The organism is Oleiphilus sp. HI0125 (assembly GCF_001635355.1).
In genome coordinates, this window is sequence record NZ_LWGF01000588.1 from 1 (window position 1) to 20,889 (window position 20,889).

A 20,889-nucleotide genomic window follows, 5' to 3' on the forward strand; every position below is an offset into this window, starting at 1 on the left:
ATTACAAGGCTCAAACTAATGATCTCAGGTAGTCCGTGATTGCCAGACAACCATTCGACATCTTTTAGACAATACATCACGAGAAGAGCCATCACTGCGGGTGGAAGATAGCGCCCTAGAAATAGGACGACAGGATGCTGCTGGTTGTGAAAAAGAACAAATGGAAGTGCTCTGGTTGCAAAGGTAGCAGCGGCCATCGTTGCGATAAATCCAATTAAGTACATTATGTCCATGGCTTCAGCCTATATTTCATTAGCAGTAAAGCCAAACTTAAACTAAGTGATACGAGCAGCATGTTTTGCGGTGTTGCTAGCCAAAGTGCTAGTGCGCCACTAACAAGAGCGATTGCAAAAGGTGCGAATGATTTCACTGATTTATACTGTTCGATCACCAGTACCATAAACAAGGCTGTTAAGGTGAATTCAAGGCCTTGTGTGTTGAAGCTAAGTTGCTCGCCAATAAGAACGCCGAGTGTACAGCCTATCACCCAATAGCTTTGATTAAGCGCCGTGATAATTAATTGCAGATCACTGATACTTTGCTGTGTAACGTCTTTATCGCCTTTCATTGAGGTTAACAGGGAATAGGTCTCGTCTGTCAGGCCAAAAATTAAATACCATCGCCGCCAACCTTTTACTTTGAATTCCTGTAGCAGAGATAGCCCATAAAAAACATGTCGAGAGTTCAGAAGCAGTGTTGTAACAGTGACTTCAATCAATCCCGCTCCCGCTGCAAGCAAGCCAACAGCCATGAACTGTGCAGCTCCAGCAAAAATAACAATGCCCATAATGCTTGCGAAGTACCAGGGGTATCCAAGCTCCGAAAACAATACGCCGAAGGCCATGCCCATAGGGACGTAGCCAAACATAACGGGAAAGGTTTGCCTCACGGCAATTTTAAGTTGTGGTGTCATAGCTCAGTGTAGATATGCGCATAACGATTTGCTGCATGTTGAATACTAAACCCATCAATAAATGAAGGCGCTTGTTGTGCTATTTTTCGCTGCAGTGTTGTATCCGTTTTGATGCGTAATATGGCATTGGCCAGTTGTTCAGGTTCAGCTATATCTACGAGTAATCCATTTACTTCTTCGTGAATCGCGTCGGGTATCCCGCCTGCACGGCTCCCGATAACAGGCGTTCCTGCCAAGGTCGCTTCAAGTAGTACTGAACCCATGCCCTCTGTATGAGATGGCAGAACCACGATATCTGCAAGGGCAAACCACGTTCCCATATCATTTTGGCGACCAACAAATTCTACATTGAGTGCGCCATCCGCTTGTGCTTCAAGATAATGGAGTTCCGGACCGTCACCTAACAGACAAAAGTGTATATCTGTTTGTTTTCGTAGACGCTTTGCCGCCGCGATAGTGATATCAAAGCCTTTGTGCTTATAGAGTTTGGCAGCTTGAATAACGATGAATTTGTCTTTGTATTTGCTCTGAAGTGCTGCGAGAGCATGCTCATCAATTGGGTAAGCAACAGGCGAATCATTCACGACGTTGGTGCGCGCGTCGGGAAATTGTCTGGAGACGATGTTTTCAACGGCATGACTTACACAGACAATATTTGATGCTAGTCGGTAAGCAAGGCTTGATATCCATTTATCTTTGAATTTATTGTCGATTCTTCTTGTGACGATGTATGGCGTGCCAAATATTAGCTTTTGAATGAGTGCCCAGTAAATGGCTTGTCCTTCATGTACATGCATGACGTGCATATTGCTAGTGGCATCTTTGCTATGCCCAGTCAGGTAATGGCTTACCTCTATAACTGAGCATTCCAATGCTTTACATGCATTCGAAAAGGGGGAGTTTTTTTTAGCGACAACGTTAACGTGATAGCCAAGGCGAAGATGCTCTTTGATTAGCAAAATTGTCTGGCTTTCGCCCCCGCTGAAGCCGCGAGCAAGATTAACGTGGCAGATGTTCAAGCGCTTTTTCCATAAGTGTTGGTAAAGCGCGTAGTGTACTCAGACTTTTGAATAGACCCAAGTTTGATTTCGACCGCCTTCCTTACTTGCATAAAGTGCGTGGTCTGCTTGCTCTAACCAAGCTTTGTAATCCATAAGGTTGGGATCGGCCTGACTAATACCGAGGCTGATCGTAAATTTGATTTCTTGTCCGTCATGCGTCACGACACATTTTTCGGCTGATTTTCTTAAGCGTTCACAAAAATAAACGGCTGAATCTGAATCAGTATTTTGAAGAATAACTCCAAATTCTTCGCCGCCATATCGACCAGCGATATCTGTTTTTCTTAAATTGTCACGTACGAGCGAAGAGACCTTACGAATCACAGCATCTCCGGCTTGATGTCCGTAGGTGTCATTCACCTTTTTGAAGTGATCGATATCTAGCATGACAACGGAACATTCAGTTTTATAACGTGTGTAACGGGCGTACTCTCGAACAAGGCATTCTTCCCAATAGCCACGATTGTAGAGTTCTGTCAGTCGATCTGTGCGGCTAAGCATCTGTAATTCATCGTTGGCTTTTTCAAGAGCTTTACGGTTCGCTACGATGTCGGTGACATCGTAAATAATGATTACAGCTTGATTGACGCTTCCGTCCAAAGAAACTAGCGGTGATATGGTGATGTTTTGGTACATGAATTTCTCAGTACCGGTAATTGGTCGATAATTAGGGAACTGAAATAGATAAGGACGTTGTTCCCATGTCATAAATGAACGGTTTTTTAACGCAAATACCGTGTTCACTTTTTGTCTTAGCCAATCTTCTGGAAGATCTTTAAATTCTTCGAACAGGTTTTTATTGCGTAGCTTGTCAGAGCTGACTCCGCTGTGGCTCTCCATAAAGCTGTTCCAGACTTTTACATTGAACTGTTCATCAATAACAACTAAGCCGACATCCACGGTTTGGACCATGTCCATCAACCAATGGAATTCTTTCATTTGTTCGAGTGCTGCTTCCATATTCTTAATTCAGTAGGTAGTTGATTTGCTCATACAGTTTATCGAGCGAATCTTCAGTGAAGAGCAATAGCAGGTCACATGAGATGTTGTGGTTTTCGATGCTGTAATTAATTTCAATAGCCAGCGTTTGCTTCCATTGGTTTGAATTCTTGCCAATCAGTTCGTTGACTTGAACGTGCTGACCCAGCACTACCGGATGTCCTTGGCTAAAGATGAGATCGATTTGTTCAGCCAGACCATTAATGCAGGCTCCGCTTAATATGCCGGCCATTTCCATTAGCAATTCAAGTTCTGCCTTACTATCGATCTCGCCCTGAAAATTCAGAAGGCTTGCCATGTCCTTAAAGCAAGAGTCGTTGAAGATGAGCAGCGACTCTCCAGAAATGCCTGAACCAATAAAGCCTTGGCATACAGCCGAATAGCTGGATGTCTCTTCGGTATGAGCCAGAGCCATTTCCAGTTCGCCAACATCAATGATGTTAACGTTAGGAATAGGTAATTTTACAAATACGTTCAAATAGCGAGCAAGAAGATCCGCGGCTTGCCCCATTGCGACGTTGCTAGCCTCTTGCATGTATTCGCGATAATCGATGCTAGTGATGCTGTTGATTGCATCTTTGACGTTCGGATTTGCGGATGCTTCATTGGCTGTACGATAAAGCCCAAAATCTTCCAATAGGCTGATTAATTGCCCTTGGTCTATTGGCTTTTTGAGAAAATCGATCGCTCCCAAGCGCTTTACGCGAGCATTGGCCTCAGGCTGAATATCGCCCGATACAACAATGCTCATGCAAGGCAGGTCTAGCGATGAAATCATCTCGAGTGTTTCATAGCCATCCATGACGGGCATATTTAGATCGATAAACATGACGTCTGCTTCACCCGCTTTTACGAGCTTCAGCGCCTCTGCTCCGTGCTCTGCAAACTTCACCTCAATATCCCAGTCCTCAGGGAGTGAAGCTGCCATTTGCTTACGTGCGAGTTTTGAATCGTCACATATTAATACTTTTGTGGTCATCAGGCGTTTTTGTCCTTATTCATTTGCCTTTAGTTCAGTAAAGATCATGGTTTACGTCTCTTCAAGTGCGGATTAGAAAAGCAACACGTATACTGCGCATAAATTTGGAGGGTATATGAAAAATTGGCGAGATGTCGTGCAGGCACAAATGCTTTTTGCGGGTCGGTATGAGAAACAAATTGCTGCAATGAATAATGTAAGTAGCGCGGATCGTAAGCTTATTTACAATGGCTATTTGATGTCCTTAAGTACGGCATGGCAGGCATGGTTGAACGAGTGGTCTGAGCTTCTCTCTCCCAAGAACAAAGTGAATACTATCCAAAGTTGGTCAGAGTTTCTGTCGATCTACAGTAATGTAGCGTCTGTTAGCGCCTTCGTTGAACGAAGTCGCGGTCGCGAGAGCTGGGAAGCTGGTTTTATTGATCTAGATAACTTTGATCAGCGTGAGGTTCTTGTGTGTGTAGATGCTTGGGTGTTGGCTGACAAAAAAACTGCCGAGGCAGCTCAGAACGACGGGTTGATGGGTGATCTTTCCGTCACTCAAATTGACGTGCGAGCTCTCTCGTTAAAAATGGGTGTAGCAGACGCCTCGCAAATGTTCGGTGAGTTGAAGCGATTCATCTCTGATGTGCGAGAACAATACGCCGAGTATTAATTAAGGTCTTGTTTTTTAGGCGTCCTGCTTAAATACAAGCCGATGATGATCACGCTGCAGGCGATAAACTGCGTGTGGTTGAAATATTCCCCTAAAACTAGAAATGCAATGATAACAGTGAATACTGGAATCAAGTTGATGAAGGCAGAGGCTTGAGTAGCAGGTACTCGCGTCAGAGAATAATTGTATAAGCCATAGGCGCCGATCGAAACGATAATGCCAAGATACATCACGGCAACAACGCTCGTTGTACTAATGGTTTCAGGTAAAGGGACGTACATCGCAGGCCCAAGAAAGAAGATTGCTCCAACCCAAGATTGCAGAGCTGTGAGAAAGAGAGGGGAGTAACGACTCACTAAATGCTTCACAGCTAAGGTATACACGGCAGCGCAAACCATCGCTAACAATTCGTAAAAGTTACCTAACATCGGATTAGGGGCTGTCTCTGAGCTATCTCCAGCAACACTTAAAATAATCGCACCGACAATGGCGATGGCAAATCCTAACCAAGTTCGAATATGCAGACGTTCGTCGAGAACAAGGTAAGCGCCAATTGCAGTCAATAAAGGCAGAAGAGATGTTACAACGCCAGCTTGAGATGCTGTCGTGTTTTGAAGTGCTAATGATTCAAATATGAAATAGAGGCAGGGCTCCATTATCGCCATCATTAATAGTAGCTTCCAGTCACCTCGTTGATAGTTTAGACGCCCCATCCAACGCAGCATGAATACGAAAAAGACACTGGCCAATAACATTCTTCCAAATAACACTTGGGCAGGATGTAGCTCTTGAAATGTTATTTTAAGCGCTATGAATGAGCTAGCCCAAATCAACATGGCGAGAGTTAAGGTAAAGATCGCGATATTGGAAGACGGTTTAGTTGGCATATTCGGCCCAAATGTAAGCGTTAAAAACTATGGCGAGATTATAGGTAAGCTATTCAGGCCCTGAAGAAGAAATATTGTTATTTCTTTCAATTTAATAAATTTTATATTTAATGACGCTTTGATCCTCTCAGAGCATAGAGAGCCTATGTCTCCCTGTGATACCATTCATCGTTAATGAAAACAGATTTGTGGAGTAAGTGTGAGTACTGCAGATAGTTCTTTCTTAGAGATTGTTCAGCAAGACGATGGTGAATTTGTTTTAAAACGAATCGATGAAGAAGGCGCATTAGTAACGATCCAGTTTTCTGAGGAAGTTAGTGAGTACTTGCGTGAGCATTCTGTAGAAGTTGCAAAAGCGATGATCGGTGCCGGTGTTCAAACCGCAAGCGTAAAGTCAAAAGCTGCATACGAAGCGCAGCAAAAAGAAGAAGTCCCTTCAACAGTACATTAAACTCAACCCATTTTTTGAGCGCACAGTAAATTATCCATAGTGCGCTTTATCTCTATATGTAATATCTAGTTTGTCATGTTTTCTATCTACTTCTGACTAGAATTCCGTGACTATCACCCTCAATCGATGCGCGTTCAAGCTGTTCAAAAAACTCGTTGTTGATGCCTTTTGTCCATAAAATAGCTGCATGGCAGGTACCCATTGCTAAAGCTTTTTGACATAGCGCATCACCGGATATTTGCTTGTTTGATCGAAGAACGATTATTTCATTGAGATCTGTTTTTCGTTCAGATTTCCATCGATGCAGTAGTTCGCTAGGCGGATCTATTAATGCGAGCCAGCGTTGTTCTTGATTCAGCTTTGTAAGCATAGGCAATAGCATTTGAACACTATCTGCTTTTGACTTCGCGATAATAATCTCTGTTACGTTCGCTTCTTTTTTTGCGCTATTTGGAGCGTCTATTTCAATAAACGAAGTATTAAGTGCCTTGTCGTTAAAACCTAGATCTTGTTGGATGTATGCTTCATTCATTGGATTGTATCCTTTCTGATAACGCCAACGGCTAAACCTTCAATTGCGAGCTGCTGTTCTTTCAGATCAACAACGATTGGTTGAAATTCTTCATTCTCAGCATGCAGTTCTACAGTATGTTTGTTTTTGAAAAAGCGTTTTACGGTCACTTCATCTTCAATTCTCGCAACAACGACTTGGCCATTTTTAGCTTGCTCAGTTTTATGTACAGCTAATAAGTCGCCATCGAGTATCCCTATGTCCTTCATACTCATACCTCTTACGCGTAAGAGGTAGTCAGCTGAGGGATTGAAGAATTCGGGTTGCAGGGTGCAGTAATCTTCGATGTTCTCTTCACCTAGAATCGGATTACCTGCAGCTACTTGGCCAACAATAGGTAGGCCATCATTCGCCGACTCATCTTGAGGTAGTCGAATGCCGCGACTAGCACCTGGAACAATCTCGATAGCGCCTTTTTTTGCAAGTGCTTTGATGTGGTCTTCTGCAGCGTTCGGAGATCGAAAGCCGAGAGCATTTGCGATTTCTGCGCGTGTTGGTGGATAACCTGTTTCATCTACGTAGGTTTTTATCAGAGCGAGCACTTCGCTTTGTCGTTTGGTGAGTTTTTCCATGTCAATTACCGCAATTGGGTTATCTGTTTTTATATCCAGTATCTGTAAATGTATACAGTGTTATTTTGTTTGTAAAGTTTATGGATAAATCTTTTCCAAGACTTGCTCTATTCGCAGATCGCAATTGCGGGCAGAATTCGCCCAATAATAACAAGTTTGGTGGTGTCCATGATTTTGCGCAGAATTGCCTTCGTTTCAGCTTTTTTTCCTAGCGTTGCGTTTTCTTCTTTTGAAGCTGAATTAGGTGTCGAATGGCGAGGCTTTTCGGAATCTGGATTATATGGACAAGATAAGAGTCAAACCTCTGGGCGTTTAGAGCTGGGCTACGATGGAGAGGTCCTTGGCGGTGATTACGAAGTATTACTTTTTGGACGTTATGACAGGAATGACGACGAGCGCAGTCATGCTGATTTGAGAGAAGCTGCGTACACATACATAGGAAGCAATTGGTCGCTAAAAGCGGGCGTAAGCAAAGTGTTTTGGGGTGTTACTGAGTCGCTGCATCTAGTCGATATTGTAAACCAGACTGATGGTGTAGAGTCAGTCGATGGTGAGGATAAGCTTGGTCAACCGATGGTGCAGTTCTCTTCAGAATATGATTGGGGGACGATCGATTTGTTTTGGTTGCCCTATTTTAGAGAGCGTACTTTTAATGATATAGAAGGGCGTTTGAGTTTGCCCCTGCCAATTGAATTGGATCATGCACAGTACGAATCAGGCGCTGAAGAGAATCATCAAGACTTTGCCGCACGTTATTCGCATTACATCGACGATCTTGATTTCGCGATTTCTCATTTTTCTGGTACTGGGCGAACGCCAATATTGGCGCCGAATAACCCGATGGCGCCTTCTGCTTTTGTTCCATTTTATGAGCAGATCGATCAAACGGGTTTGGAACTCCAGTATATTTATGAATCATGGTTACTAAAGTTCGAAGGTATTTCAACGAAAGGAATCGATTCTCGTTACTCTGCCGCCGTCGCAGGATTTGAATACACGCAGGTTGGGATCTTTGATAGTTATGCAGATTTGGGTTGGATTGCTGAATATTTATACGATGATCGTAAGAGTGACAGTCGCATAACGTTTGAGCAAGACGTGTTTGTTGGATGGCGTTATGCGTTTAATGATGAAGACTCATCCGAAATACTATTGGGCGGTATTCTTGATCACAAAACTCATGAACGTATCTACTCACTTGAGGCAAGCCAGCGCCTCACAAGCGATGTAAAGCTTTTTGTAAATGCTTGGGTCTTTGACGGGAAACCTCATTTGACCACTGATCCAATGGATATCCTTAATGCAGCGACCGACTCCTCGCAGAAAATGAGATTTTTGCAAAGTGAGGATCATGTGCAATTTGAACTCGTGAAATACTTCTAAAAAAAAGTGCTTGGTAGGAGGCTTTTGAAGCAAAGGTTTCACATTTTTCAGGAAAGGTCATAAACTTCGCCTATAAGTGAAAAATAATGTAAACGATGAACTTACTGTTATGTGTCTTAGCGATAACATAGTGCGAGGTGTCAAGTGATAGATGTATTAGTGGTTGATGACCACGATCTTATTCGCGCAGGGATCGCACGTATGTTGCAGGATGACGTATCCATAAATGTGATTGGTGAATCTGACTCAGGTGAAAACGCCATCGACTCAGCTCAATCACATAAGCCAGATGTTGTGCTTATGGATATCAAAATGCCCGGTATAGGGGGCATTGAAGCCACGCGACTTATTAAGAAAGTCAGTGATGACATCAAGGTTGTCGTCGTCTCTGCATTGACAGATTCCCCTTCAGCACAAAGAGTCCTTGATTCTGGGGCTTCCGCTTATGTATCGAAGAATAGCCACATCAGTGAAATGATTAAAGCCGTAAAGAAAGTGCATGCGGGTGAGCGTTACATTAGCCCTGATATCGCACAAAATATGGCTTTAAATGAATCCAGCAATGATCCGTTTAGTGAACTATCCTCTCGTGAAAAGCAGATTGCTGAGATGATTATGGAGTGTCGTAAGGTTCAAGAAATTTCGGACGTGTTGTGTTTGAGCCCTAAAACGGTTAACTCCTACCGTTATCGCGTATTTGAGAAACTTGGCGTTACCAGTGATGTAGGTCTAACGCTCATGGCAGTAAAGCACGGATTGCTAGAAGTCGATGCCACAGAGTAGTCAAAGCGCAATCGCGCAGCCATTTGACGCTAAGAACTTCCTTAAAAACTTATCAACTGCCCCAGGTGTCTATCGAATGTTCGATGGTGCTGGGCAGATCCTCTATGTTGGCAAGGCCAAGAATCTAAAAAAACGCGTTTCTAGTTACTTTCTTAAGAATGATCATGCGCCTAAGACTCGCGCGCTGGTCTCAAAAATTCAAAATATTGAAGTCACTATTACGAATAGTGAAACAGAAGCTTTGATCTTAGAGCAAAATTTGATCAAAAAGCTGAAACCTCCCTACAACATTTTGCTGCGGGACGATAAGTCTTATCCGTATATCTATTTGGCGACCGATAAAGAATTTCCTTCACTGAGTCTTAAACGCGTTAGGACGAAAGGCAAAGTGGGGCAGTATTTTGGGCCTTTTCCGAATGCGCATGCTGTCCGTGAGAGCCTAGGGCTTCTAGAGAAAATATTTAAAGTTAGGCAGTGCCAAGAATCGTTCTATAAAAACCGATCACGTCCTTGTCTGCAATATCAAATCAAACGCTGCAAAGCGCCTTGTGTTGGATTAGTTGATAAAGATGAATATTTGCAAGACGTTCATCATGTCACGATGTTTTTGCAAGGCAAGAATCCAGAACTTCTTCGACAGTTAATAGATGAAATGGAGACCGCTTCTGAGGACTTGAGGTTTGAAAAGGCGGCAGAACTGCGAGATCAGATTCAGCACCTTCGCCATGCGCAAGAGAGCCAGAGTGTTGAATCAGGAAGTGCAGATCTAGATGTGGTTGCACTGTCTGATGGCCCTGGTGTTTCGGTTTTTTCGATGCTTTTCGTCAGAAAGGGCCGAATTTTAGGGCACAAAAACTATACCCCTAAAATGCTCTTAGACGAGAGCAAAGAAGAGCGGCTTCAGTCATTTATAGAGCAGTATTATGTGGGTTCTGGTGCCGAGAAAGACTTGCCTTGCGAAGTTATTTTGCCCTTTAAATGCGCGGATGAGACGATGATGAGCGAAGCCGTTCAAAATGTTGTCGGGAAAAACATTCGGTTTGCGCACAAAGTGAAGACGATTCGAGCTCAGTGGCAAAAGTTGGCACAGACAAATGCTGACAGCGCCTTAAAAACCTATTTATCCAACAAAGAAAATGTTTTTCATCGTGTTGATGCTCTAAGAGCGCTTTTAGAATTGCCAGACATGCCAAAGCGTATGGAATGTTTTGATATTAGCCATAGTTCTGGGGAAAAAACTGTAGCGTCTTGCGTTGTGTTTAACGATCAGGGGCCGCTAAAGTCAGATTATCGCACCTTCAATATAGAAGGGATTGAGCCTGGAGATGATTATGCAGCGATGAAGCAAGCTTTGTCGCGGCGATATCGAAAGGTGAATGAAGAGCCTAGTAAGCGTCCGGATATCATTTTTATAGATGGTGGCAAAGGGCAGTTGAACATGGCAATAGACGTGTTAAATGAACTGAATGCCAGCGACATTTTATTGCTTGGTATCGCCAAAGGAGCAACACGTAAACCAGGTTTTGAAACCTTATTTATTCCTGATGGGCAGGGCGGCCTTAAAACGATACAATGCGCGTCAGATGAACCTAGTTTGCATCTGATGCAGCATATTCGCGATGAAGCCCACCGATTCGCAATAACAGGTCATCGCAAGCGAAGAGATAAGAGCCGCAGGCAGTCTCAGCTTGAAGGGATTGATGGCGTTGGCCCAACGAGACGGCGCTCACTGATCAAATACTTTGGCAGTGTGCAAGGGATTAAAACAGCATCGATTGAAGAAATAGCCAAAGTGGATGGCATTAGTAGCAGTCTAGCGGAGCATATATACCTTAGTCTGCACGGTGATTGAGTAGAGAAAAAATGAATTTGCCGAATATCCTTACGCTATCGCGTATTGTTTTGATTCCCGTTTTCGTGATCGCTTTTTACCTTCCTTATGATTGGAACTATTACGCCTGCGCAGCATTATTTTGGATTGCTGGCGTCACCGATTGGTTTGATGGCTATCTAGCACGTAAGTGGAATCAAATGACGCCATTTGGAGCGTTTTTGGATCCGGTTGCAGACAAACTGATGGTGACGATTTCACTTGCCGTGATTATTGAAGAGTTTGGCGTATGGTGGATAACGATTCCTGCAATTATCATTGTAGGGAGAGAGGTTGTCGTTTCTGCTCTCCGAGAGTGGATGGCGCAACAAGGTAAACACGATAATGTGAAAGTTGGATATATAGGCAAAGTGAAAACAATGTGCCAAATGAGTGCGATTTTCTTTTTGCTGATTGGTGCAAAAATTGAAGCTTCATTCTGGTTTGGTTACGGTTTGATCGTTATCGCAGCAGTCTTAACTTTGTGGTCAATGGTTCAATATTTAGCCGCTTCTTGGGGAGCATTATTCGCAAACGAAAAGTAATTAAAATTAAGTGCTTAAAGGTGCTTGACTCCTTAATTTGATTCGTTAATATATGCGCCTCTTCGCAAGGCAACAGCCTAAACGCGATAAAAGTTTTACGCGGGAATAGCTCAGTTGGTAGAGCACGACCTTGCCAAGGTCGGGGTCGCGAGTTCGAATCTCGTTTCCCGCTCCAAATAAAAATGCCTCGGAAACCCCGAGGCGTTTTTGTTAAAAGGGCACTATAATACACGTGCTTTTTTAAGTAGCGCGACTACAAAGCGCTAAGTACGATTGCACGACCTAAGGTAAAAAATGCTCTGGATGCAGCAATCCTTGCTCATCGAAAGCACTTAAACACCTTACAAAATGTGGCGCGTTAGCAAAGCGCTGAGTACGATTGTACGACCCAAGGTGAAAAGTGCACTGGATGTAGCAATCCTTGTTCATCGAAAGCACTTAAACACCTTACAAAATGTGGCGCGATAGCAAAGCGGTTATGCACTGGATTGCAAATCCACGTAGGCCGGTTCGACTCCGGCTCGCGCCTCCACTCTTGATGTATAAGAGTTGGTAGCCCCCCTGCCCGGGTGGCGAAATTGGTAGACGCAACAGACTTAAAATCTGTCGTCCTTCGGGACGTGCCGGTTCGATTCCGGCCCCGGGCACCATTTTTCTTTTGTTTCCTTTTAGTTGTTATTCTGTATGCTCTGCGATTGCGGTTTGATTGGAAGCATTTCTGTTTTATGTTCCGTACAATTTCTCTTACTTCGATTGCATTACTAGCATTTGCTGGAAATTCAGTCTTATGTCGCATGGCTTTTACCCCAGCATCGTCGGCCGATATTGATCCAGCTAGCTTTACCGCAGTGCGCCTGATTTCCGCTGTGATAGTGTTGTTTCTTATTTTATCTTTTAGTTCAAACAAACGTGAGAGAAAAGCCGAGGGCAATGGTCTCGCGGGCGCGATGTTGTTTGTCTACGCAGCGGCATTTTCTTTTGCTTATACCTTGTTGGATACCGGTACGGGCGCGTTGATTTTGTTTGGTAGTGTGCAACTTTCAATGATTCTGATCGCCTACTTTCGTGGTGAGCGCTTATCGGGTTCCGAAATTTCCGGATTTTTGATCGCTTTTGCAGGCTTAATTTACCTTATTCTTCCAGGGGCGGGAGCACCGTCCTTATTTGGTTCTATTTTGATGAGTATTTCCGGCGCGGCATGGGGCGTGTATTCATTGCGTGGTAAGAATTCGACAGATGCTCTATCTGATACATTCTTCAACTTTTTACGCACTCTCCCCCTCGTCGCAGTGTTGCTAATTAGTGGTGTTATTTTTGGCTCTTTGCAACTTAGCGCTGAGGGGCTGCTCCTAGCAGCTCTTTCTGGGGGGATCGCCTCAGGTCTGGGTTATACGATATGGTTTTTGGCTGCAAAGCGTTTGAACACCAGTCAGTCGGCTGCGGTTCAGTTACTGGTTCCGGTTATTGCTGCTTTTTTTGGACTAAGTTTATTAGATGAGGCAATTACTCAGCGTCTTGTTTTATCTTCGTTATTGATCTTAGGTGGAGTATTACTTGTCGTGATCACACGAGGTTTAGCTGCTTCACATTAACCATTTGTCTTTCGGATTTGCAGGTTAAGTCTCGAGTCTGGTTTAAGCTTCATTCGTACGTTTTTATTAGTAAGGTATGTTTATGTCTCGTGTCGAACTCGATTATCCAAGTCCTACTCACTTTTCTAGACAACTTGCTGTGCGCATTAGTGACATCAATTACGGAAACCATTTAGGGCATGATGGGATGATCACCATGCTTCACGAAGCGCGTGTTTTGTTCTTTCGTTCATTTGGGTACGAAGAGTGGGACGTTGATGGTGTGGGGACGCTTCTTGCTGATCTGGCTATTACGTATAAAAACGAAGCTTTTTATGGAGACTTGCTCAATATAGATATCTCAGTACAAGACATTGGAACTAAAAGCTGTCAGCTCTATTACAAAATGACGCGTGTTTGTGATGAACAGAGCGCTCCGCGCCAATTGATTTCAATCGCAAAAACTGGCGTTGTGTTCTTTGACTTTAACTTACGCAAAACTGCTTTGGTCCCTGATGCTTTTAAGGCTTGTCTTGATGAGTGCTTGAAGTGATCAGTAAAACAAGCTAGTTGTAACGCATGCGACTAATAGTTGATAGGGCAGTGAAAAAGTATTTCTGTTTCAACTCCAAGTCTCCACAATAATTGAGAACTCAGTGAGTTCAATCGTCAAGATTCTTCGCTAGTTAGTACTTACTCATATATATCAGTTTTAAACTCTGATGCCGCCATCTACATCGATAATACGACCGCTCAAGTAATCATTTTCGAAAATATAGGCTGCCGTATGCGCGATTTCATCAACCCGCCCCATACGACCTAACGGAATTAAATTCGCGACTTTATTGAAGGCTTCTTCAGGCATGAGATCCGTCATTTCGGTTTCAACAAAACCCGGTGCGATTCCGGCAGAACGAATGCCATAGCGGGCTAATTCTTTAGCCCATGTTACAGTCATTGCCGCGACACCTGCTTTAGCTGCACTGTAATTTGTTTGACCAAAATTACCGGCTCGACTTACGCTTGAAATATTAATAATGACGCCACCAGAGCCTTGCTCAACCATGCTTGCAGCAGCTTCGCGTCCACATAAAAATACACCGGTGAGATTCACGTCGATCACTGCTTGCCACTGGGATAATGGTAATTTCTGAACCTCGTCATCATTAGTTTTGACCATCAAGCCATCTTTGAGAATGCCTGCATTGTTTATCAAACCATCTAAGTGCCCAAAATCTTCTTTTATCTGCGAGAATGTCTGCACAACCTCATGCTCTTGAGCCACGTTACATGCATAGCCTTTTGCATTCGGTAGTTCTTTTACTGCGTTATTAGTTGCTTCTATATCCAGATCAATTAGCGCAATGAGTGCGCCTTTTTCTGATAGTAGTTTTGCCATCGCGAAGCCTAGTCCGCGTGCCGCACCGGTGACGGCAATTACTTTATTCTTTATATCCATAGTTCTTAATCGATCGAATTTAAATTGGTGATGGTATGTTACTACAGCGAGCATATTGTACGCCTTGATTTTTATATACCTATAAGTCGATCTGATAGCTCATCGTAAGTTTGTCGTCCGAAGAGGAGAGGCAGAATTGTCCTTGATTAGGGCCGTCAGATCTTATGAATTCTTGGGGAAGAATGATAAAAGCTGAAACACTGAGATAAGCCGATCCAAGCATTTACGCTTTTTCTTAGGGAGATATTTTCTTGACCAGCGCTCGCTAGACAGATTGACCCGGTTGTAATTGCTTGTCGATAATTTGGTTAAATTATTGTTTTTGTTTGAGCTCTAAGCTTCCCAATCTATAGTTTATGTACTTTACTTAAGACGTCGTAATTTTAGTGTGCAAAAGCGTATTTGCCTTAGGTTGAGAATGAACTGGGAGTTAAGTAATGATTAGGGTTTGTCGCACGAGCATAGTTATCAGTTTGTTTATCAGTTTGGTTGGCTGTTCGGGTGGAGATGAAAAAAAACCAACTGCACCACCTCCTAAAGTCGGTGTAATCACTATTGCTTCGGAGGATGTTAATCCGACCAGAGAGTTTACAGGCAAAACAGAAGCCTCCGAAGACGTTACGATACAAGCTCGTGTAGAAGGGTATTTAGTATCTCAGGCTGTGAATGATGGCTCTCAGGTCCAAAAGGGTGACTTATTATTCGAGTTAGACCGACAAAATTATGAGGCAGCTTTGGCCCAAGCAAAAGCGAAAGTTGCACAAGCAAGTGCAGCTAATGATGAGGCACAAATAAACTATAAACGAGGAGAGGAACTGATCGTTAAAGCGGTGATTAGTCAGTCACAAATGGATGAGTTAACGAGTAAAAAACTTCAAGCTGAAGCTTCAATTAAGGCGGCAAATGCCGATCTCAAGAATGCCGAACTAAATCTTGGATATACTAAAATTTATGCTCCGACAGACGGCATGATTAGCCAGTCTGAAGTCAGTATTGGTGATCTCGTTACACCCAGTTCTACGCTTACCTCTCTAGTCAAAATCAAACCGATTTATGTCTCAATTAACGTGAGCGAGACAGAATTTGTAAATTACCGTAGTGAGAGAGAGAAAAGTTTAGCCGAGGGTGGTGATGGGCTTGTATCGTATGCTCAGATAAAACTGCGTTCAGGCGATGTTTATCCTGAAAAGGGGCGTTTTGAATTTGTTGATAATCGTGTCAACCCAAATACTGGAACAATCAAAATCCGTGCTGTTTTCGATAACCTAGACGGAATGTTGATATCAGGGCAGCACGTTACTTTACTGGTAAAGCGCGTCCAAACTCAGAGTCAAATCGTTATTCCGCAGAAATCTATTCAAGAAGATCAACTTGGTAAATATGTTCTTATGCTAGATGAAGACTCTGTCGTAAGAAAAAGGCCAATACAGGTCGGCATGCGATTAGGTGTAGGGCAAGTTATAGAGTCAGGAGTAGAAGTTGGTGAACAATTGATTGTTGACGGTCTTCAGAAAGTTCGCGTTGGAAGTAAGGCGGAAGCATCTCAATCCGTGGTACCTAAATAGATCTTAGCAGGAGCGTAGCGATGTTCAGTGAGTTTTTTATTCATCGGCCGAAGTTTGCTTTTGTTATTTCAATTGTTCTGGCTTTATCTGGTTTCATTGCTCTTCAACTTTTACCGGTGGCCCAGTTCCCTTCAATTACTCCGCCTGTTGTTCAAGTTAGTGCGGTATACCCTGGGGCTAATGAAAGCGTCTTAATGGAAACTGTTGCCGTGCCGATTGAAGATGAAGTCAATGGCGTTGAGGATATGTTGTATATGTCATCAAATTCGGCGAATGATGGCACCTATAATTTAAAGATAGTTTTTGAGGTAGGTACTGATCCTGACCTTGCTCAAATTAATGTTCAGAATCGAGTGAATAGAGCGACATCCTCTTTACCGTCTGACGTAACTCGCCTAGGTGTAACGGTTGATAAAATGTCTACTGACATGGTGTTGGTAGCCAGTGTTTTCTCTCCCGATAATCAGTACGACAGACTGTTTCTATCGAACTATGCGTCGATAAACGTTAAGAACGAGCTCGCACGTGTTCCTGGTGTCAGTGATGTGACCATATTTGGTCAGCAAGATTACAGTATGCGTATGTGGCTTAAACCTGATCAAATGGCAGCCTTGGGAATCACTGTTACAGATATTCGCAATGCGGTTAGCGAACAAAATATGCAAGTTGCAGCAGGTAACGTGGGGGCCGCACCTTCTCCTGAAGAACAGCAATTTCAGTATACATTAAGCACAAAAGGGCGTTTAAATTCAGTTGAAGAGTTTGAAAATATTATCTTGCGCTCAAATGAAGACGGTTCATCCGTTTACATGCGAGATGTATCCTCCGTTGAACTCGGTGCATCGAGCTATGTCTCAGAGGGTCTTTATAACGCTGCGCCTGCTGCGTTGCTCGCAGTTTATCGGGCACCTGGTGCAAATGCGCTTGAAATTAAAGAAGGTGTTCAAAATGTTCTTGATAACTTAAGTTCACGTTTCCCTGAGGGCATTGAGGCTACTATCCCTTATGACACTACCACTTTTATCGTAAGCTCTATCGATGAGGTATTCGATACGCTGTACGAAGCAATCTTTCTCGTTTTAGTCGTTGTATTTTTGTTCTTACAAAATTGGCGCGCTGTCGTTATTCCTATGGTCGCTATACCTGTATCTTTGATTGGTACTTTTGCAGTGATGCTTTATATGGGGTTTTCGATCAATACCATTAGTTTGTTTGGAATGATTTTGGCAGTTGGGATTGTGGTCGATGATGCGATTATCGTGGTCGAGAATGTAGAACGACATCTGCATGATGGATTGTCTCCTGTTGATGCGACGGTTTTGTCGATGAAAGAAGTGACTGGGCCAATTATCGCTACCACTCTTGTATTGATGGCAGTCTTTATCCCGGTTTCACTCATGCCGGGTATTTCTGGACAAATGTACAATCAGTTTGCGATCACAATTGTAGTTTCTGTTATTATTTCTGCCATTAATGCCTTAACCTTAAGTCCAGCGCTTTGCGCCTTGATGCTTAGACCAGCAGCTGAACATGGTGAAAAACATAAAGCGTTAGTCTTCCGAAAATTCGATCAGTATTTTGATAAATTGACTGATGGCTATCATGCGATTGTTGCAAAAAGTATTCGTCGGCTAATGATTGTTGGTGTCATATTAGTTTTTGTCGTTCTCAGTATGGGGCAATCGATTAATATTGTTGCTAAAGGTTTCGTGCCAGATGAGGATGTAGGCAGTTTTGCGATGGATGTTCAGCTGCCTGCCGGAGCATCCTTGAATCGTACTTTAGAAGTATTCGATCAAATACATGAGATCATTGAGTCTGAAGAAGAGGTGGTAGATTTTATTACTGTGCCTGGCTTCAGTATGTTAACCGGTGCTGCATCCTCGAATGCAGGCTTAGGGTTTGTGATGTTGAAAGACTGGGCAGAACGAAAGCAACCCAGTCAACATCAAGATGCTGTGATGCAGCGCTTACAGACTAAATTTAATGCGGTTTCTGCTGCTAATATTCGCGCGTTTTCGATGCCGCCAATACCTGGCTTGGGAGCAACATCCGGCTTGGAATATGTTCTGAAAAATCTGGAGGGCAAATCGTCCGCAGATTTTGGTGAGGCTGTTCGAAGTTTTATCATTGCAGCTAACCAAACACCCGAAATTGCTTTTGCATTCACAACATATCAAGCCAATATTCCACAGATATTTATCGATCTTGATCGCGAAAAAGCGAAGAATCTTGGTATCCCCTTGTCGGATATTTTCTTAACACTACAAACTCAATTGGGAGCCTTGTACGTTAATGATTTTAGTAAGTTCGGGCAAACTTATCAGGTCAAGATGCAAGCTGACGATGCGAGCCGAAACGAAGTCGATGATATAGGCCGCTTGCAAGTTCGCACAGAAAAAGGGGAAATGGTGCCTCTTAGCACATTAATCACAACGCGGACTTTTGTTGGGCCTGATGTGTCTTCTCGTTATAACTTATTTGGTGCGGTCACAGTCAACTTAATGCCAGCTCCGGGGTACAGCTCTGGAGATGTTATGCGAGCAGCTGAGAGCTTGGCTTCGTCCGCTTTGCCGAATGGTTATGAGGGACAGTGGACAGGCTCTGCATTGCAACAAATCATGGCCGGAGGTCTTGCGCCAATTTTGTTTGGTATGGCTTTGATCTTTGTTTATCTGTTTCTTGTCGCACAGTATGAGAGTTGGGCGATTCCAATCTCAGTTATGTTAGCTGCGCCAATTGCTATTCTTGGTGGGTTCATAGCCTTGTTGATTACTGGGCAACCTTTTGACTTATATGGTCAGGTGGGCATGGTGTTATTAATCGGGTTCTCTGTGAAAAACGCGATCTTGATTGTCGAGTTTGAGAAATTTAAACGTGATGACGAAAAGCTATCGATTCTCAAAGCCGCTACAGAAGGAGCGTTGTTGCGTTTTCGTGCAGTGGTCATGACCGCACTTGCGTTTACGATGGGAGTTATTCCTCTAGCAATCGCGTCGGGTGCAGGCGCAGAGAGTCGTCACTCGATTGGCTATGTAGTCATGGGTGGAATGATCGCGAACGCTGTGTTTGCCACCATGCTGATTCCAGCGTTCTATGTAATGCTCCAAAAACTACGTGAAAAAGTGAAAGGCCCACAAGAGACGATTGATGGCGATGTTGATACTGAATCTGTTCTAGCAAAACAATAATTGAATAGGTGATTAAGAGGACGCGTTATGCGTCCTTTTTTATTGGTTTATACACTCACTAATCATCTATCTGAACTCGGCTGGTGAATATGATAAAGGGAATGCGTAGGAGGATCTGTTAATAAAGTACTTATCACCGGCGATACAGATGGCATTTGGCTCGAGGCCGTCAAGCTGTTTATTCAAAAGCAAGAGCTTGGTATTGAGCTGCTGATTCATGGTCGAAGTCCAGAGAAGCTAGAAGCTGCGAGCAATCTTCTTCTATCTCTTAACCCTGATACGAACGTATCGGTCTATAAGGCCGATTTGTCGAGTGTGTCGGCGACTAAGGATTTTGCTCAAGCTGTATTAAACAGCCATAGCTATCTTGATGTGCTCATTAACAATGCCGATATATTAAAAACATTAGATACGCGAACGGAGGATGATTTTGATGTGCGTTTTGCTGTGAATACCTCTGCCCCTTTTGTTTTAACGCACTGCTTGCTTCCAATCATCTAAAACAATGGCCGCATTGTTAATTTGTCCTCAGCGGCACAGTCCCCTATCGATGAATCTCTCCTGTGTGGTCGCTCACAGACTAGTAATGCCATGCAAGCTTAGGTGCAGAGCAAGCTTGCTATCACGATGTGGTCTCGTGCTCTCGCTGATCAATTAGGTCAGAGTGGGCCTACTGTTATTGCGTTAAACCCCGGGTCGTTATTAGCAAGCAAAATGGTCTAGCCAGGTTTTGGGGATTGCAGGGAATGACATGAGTATTGGGGCAGAAATCATTGTTCGCTCAGTGCTTGATGAAACTTTTGCCGTAAAAAGTGGTCAGTATTTCGATAATGATATTGGTGATTTCGGTCCACCGCATGTTGATGCACAAGACAAAGACGCGTGTGTAAAGCTGTATCAGTTATTAAAAGACATGCTGATTGATTAGCGGCATCGATTTTGCCAAATGTGTCTTAAATATTGTTTGGTGCTGATTGGAATACTAGACCTGGCTTATTAGTGTTGGTAAGTTGCTCCAATGAGAAAGATTGTGGTTGTTTTGTCAGTGTTGTTTTTGGTGTTTGCCAATGTGGTGAGCGCAGCTACATCATGCTGCTTTGAAGAGGCTGACAATCAATCTATCGCTATGCATGACATGGATATGTCGCAACCATCCATGTCAGAAGACTGCCATGAAGAACAGTTTTCATCACCATCCGATAGTGACTCTTCTGCGGGATTAGATGATTCTTACGGAGGACATGACTGCCAATGTGAAACCTGTCCTCAAACGAATAACTCTATAGAGCTTATTTCATTCGAACTTAACCTTCAGGCTCAGCCTAATACTGTTGATAGCATCAGCAGTCCTTTCCAGCGCATTAGCGTGATTGACAAACCCCCGAAAGCCTAACTCCGAAACAAATTGATCATCGAAGTATTTCTTACTTCGGT

22 protein-coding genes and 3 tRNA genes are annotated in these 20,889 nt (G+C 43.4%); 16 read left to right on the forward strand and 9 right to left on the reverse strand.

Translation table 11 applies throughout. The features are described 5' to 3' along the window. From A3762_RS07220 to A3762_RS07240, 5 genes are all read right to left on the reverse strand, one after another. Positions 1-233, reverse strand: a 233-nt coding sequence (locus tag A3762_RS07220) for an AzlD domain-containing protein (RefSeq protein WP_156493320.1), incomplete at its 3' end; no start/stop codon positions are given. Then, positions 224-913, reverse strand: a complete 690-nt coding sequence (locus tag A3762_RS07225) for an AzlC family ABC transporter permease (RefSeq protein ID WP_068476347.1) — start codon at positions 911-913, stop codon at positions 224-226. The genes A3762_RS07225 and A3762_RS07220, both read right to left, overlap by 10 nt. Further along, positions 910-1,932 carry a glycosyltransferase family 4 protein gene (locus tag A3762_RS07230; RefSeq protein WP_068754699.1) on the reverse strand — a complete coding sequence of 341 codons (1,023 nt, stop codon included), beginning with the start codon at positions 1,930-1,932 and terminating at the stop codon, positions 910-912. Before A3762_RS07230 ends, A3762_RS07225 begins: the two co-directional genes overlap by 4 nt. 39 nt (positions 1,933-1,971) lie before the next feature. Continuing rightward, entirely contained in the window at positions 1,972-2,934 is a 963-nt protein-coding gene (locus tag A3762_RS07235) for a sensor domain-containing diguanylate cyclase (RefSeq protein WP_068476342.1), read from the reverse strand. Between the two features lie 4 nt (positions 2,935-2,938). Next, complete coding sequence (locus tag A3762_RS07240; RefSeq protein WP_068476340.1) at positions 2,939-3,952, reverse strand: response regulator; 1,014 nt, start codon at positions 3,950-3,952, stop codon at positions 2,939-2,941. A gap of 115 nt (positions 3,953-4,067) precedes the next feature. Here A3762_RS07240 and A3762_RS07245 point away from each other — a divergent pair, with 115 nt between their 5' ends. Next, positions 4,068-4,607: a hypothetical protein gene (locus A3762_RS07245; protein ID WP_068754701.1), complete on the forward strand. Its 540-nt coding sequence runs from the start codon at positions 4,068-4,070 to the stop codon at positions 4,605-4,607. Here the strand turns inward: A3762_RS07245 and A3762_RS07250 are convergent. Beyond that, the gene (locus A3762_RS07250; RefSeq protein WP_068754703.1) at positions 4,604-5,494 is read right to left on the reverse strand and encodes a DMT family transporter; all 891 of its coding nucleotides are present in this window, start codon (positions 5,492-5,494) and stop codon (positions 4,604-4,606) included. The genes A3762_RS07245 and A3762_RS07250 overlap by 4 nt on opposite strands. Positions 5,495-5,693: 199 nt before the next feature. On the opposite strand from A3762_RS07250, the gene A3762_RS07255 reads away from it, so the two are divergent. Continuing rightward, complete coding sequence (locus A3762_RS07255; RefSeq protein WP_068476333.1) at positions 5,694-5,945, forward strand: hypothetical protein; 252 nt, start codon at positions 5,694-5,696, stop codon at positions 5,943-5,945. A gap of 82 nt (positions 5,946-6,027) precedes the next feature. On the opposite strand, the gene A3762_RS07260 is transcribed toward A3762_RS07255, so the two are convergent. Next, complete coding sequence (locus A3762_RS07260; RefSeq protein WP_068476331.1) at positions 6,028-6,477, reverse strand: SulA-like leucine-rich domain-containing protein; 450 nt, start codon at positions 6,475-6,477, stop codon at positions 6,028-6,030. Next, positions 6,474-7,088: a transcriptional repressor LexA gene (lexA, locus tag A3762_RS07265; protein ID WP_068754705.1), complete on the reverse strand. Its 615-nt coding sequence runs from the start codon at positions 7,086-7,088 to the stop codon at positions 6,474-6,476. Before lexA ends, A3762_RS07260 begins: the two co-directional genes overlap by 4 nt. A gap of 168 nt (positions 7,089-7,256) precedes the next feature. Between lexA and A3762_RS07270 the strand changes: the two genes are divergently transcribed. The 9 genes from A3762_RS07270 to A3762_RS07310 all read left to right on the forward strand — a co-directional run bounded on the left by A3762_RS07270 (position 7,257) and on the right by A3762_RS07310 (position 13,793). Further along, positions 7,257-8,471, forward strand: coding sequence for a hypothetical protein (locus tag A3762_RS07270; protein ID WP_082868993.1), 1,215 nt, complete (start codon positions 7,257-7,259; stop codon positions 8,469-8,471). Between the two features lie 144 nt (positions 8,472-8,615). Next, positions 8,616-9,254, forward strand: a complete 639-nt coding sequence (locus A3762_RS07275; protein WP_068476326.1) for a response regulator — start codon at positions 8,616-8,618, stop codon at positions 9,252-9,254. Beyond that, a complete protein-coding gene (gene uvrC / locus A3762_RS07280; protein ID WP_068476324.1) occupies positions 9,241-11,106 on the forward strand; it encodes an excinuclease ABC subunit UvrC in 1,866 nt (621 codons plus the stop codon). Before A3762_RS07275 ends, uvrC begins: the two co-directional genes overlap by 14 nt. Before the next feature lie 11 nt (positions 11,107-11,117). Beyond that, complete coding sequence (gene pgsA, locus A3762_RS07285; protein ID WP_068476322.1) at positions 11,118-11,669, forward strand: CDP-diacylglycerol--glycerol-3-phosphate 3-phosphatidyltransferase; 552 nt, start codon at positions 11,118-11,120, stop codon at positions 11,667-11,669. A 99-nt stretch (positions 11,670-11,768) separates the two neighbouring features. Next, positions 11,769-11,844 (forward strand) — tRNA-Gly (locus tag A3762_RS07290). A 283-nt stretch (positions 11,845-12,127) separates the two neighbouring features. Continuing rightward, positions 12,128-12,201 (forward strand) — tRNA-Cys (locus A3762_RS07295). Between the two features lie 31 nt (positions 12,202-12,232). Beyond that, positions 12,233-12,319, forward strand: a tRNA-Leu gene (locus A3762_RS07300). Between the two features lie 75 nt (positions 12,320-12,394). Further along, positions 12,395-13,261 (forward strand): DMT family transporter, encoded by an 867-nt coding sequence (locus A3762_RS07305; protein ID WP_082868994.1) that lies wholly within the window; start codon positions 12,395-12,397, stop codon positions 13,259-13,261. Between the two features lie 82 nt (positions 13,262-13,343). After that, on the forward strand, positions 13,344-13,793 hold the full coding sequence (locus A3762_RS07310) for a thioesterase family protein (protein ID WP_068476320.1): 450 nt from the start codon (positions 13,344-13,346) through the stop codon (positions 13,791-13,793). A gap of 159 nt (positions 13,794-13,952) precedes the next feature. On the opposite strand, the gene A3762_RS07315 is transcribed toward A3762_RS07310, so the two are convergent. Beyond that, a complete protein-coding gene (locus A3762_RS07315; RefSeq protein ID WP_068476629.1) occupies positions 13,953-14,699 on the reverse strand; it encodes an SDR family oxidoreductase in 747 nt (248 codons plus the stop codon). Positions 14,700-15,136: 437 nt separating this feature from the next. Here A3762_RS07315 and A3762_RS07320 point away from each other — a divergent pair, with 437 nt between their 5' ends. The 5 genes from A3762_RS07320 to A3762_RS07335 all read left to right on the forward strand — a co-directional run bounded on the left by A3762_RS07320 (position 15,137) and on the right by A3762_RS07335 (position 20,848). After that, positions 15,137-16,264 (forward strand): efflux RND transporter periplasmic adaptor subunit, encoded by a 1,128-nt coding sequence (locus tag A3762_RS07320; RefSeq protein ID WP_068754707.1) that lies wholly within the window; start codon positions 15,137-15,139, stop codon positions 16,262-16,264. 20 nt (positions 16,265-16,284) lie between these two features. Then, positions 16,285-19,455 (forward strand): efflux RND transporter permease subunit, encoded by a 3,171-nt coding sequence (locus tag A3762_RS07325; RefSeq protein WP_068476316.1) that lies wholly within the window; start codon positions 16,285-16,287, stop codon positions 19,453-19,455. 132 nt (positions 19,456-19,587) lie between these two features. Beyond that, positions 19,588-19,956 (forward strand): SDR family NAD(P)-dependent oxidoreductase, encoded by a 369-nt coding sequence (locus tag A3762_RS27335; protein ID WP_197469119.1) that lies wholly within the window; start codon positions 19,588-19,590, stop codon positions 19,954-19,956. A gap of 250 nt (positions 19,957-20,206) precedes the next feature. After that, the gene (locus tag A3762_RS27340; protein WP_156502747.1) at positions 20,207-20,383 is read left to right on the forward strand and encodes a hypothetical protein; all 177 of its coding nucleotides are present in this window, start codon (positions 20,207-20,209) and stop codon (positions 20,381-20,383) included. 90 nt (positions 20,384-20,473) lie between these two features. Further along, positions 20,474-20,848, forward strand: a complete 375-nt coding sequence (locus A3762_RS07335) for a hypothetical protein (protein WP_068475135.1) — start codon at positions 20,474-20,476, stop codon at positions 20,846-20,848. Positions 20,849-20,889: the final 41 nt, after the last annotated feature.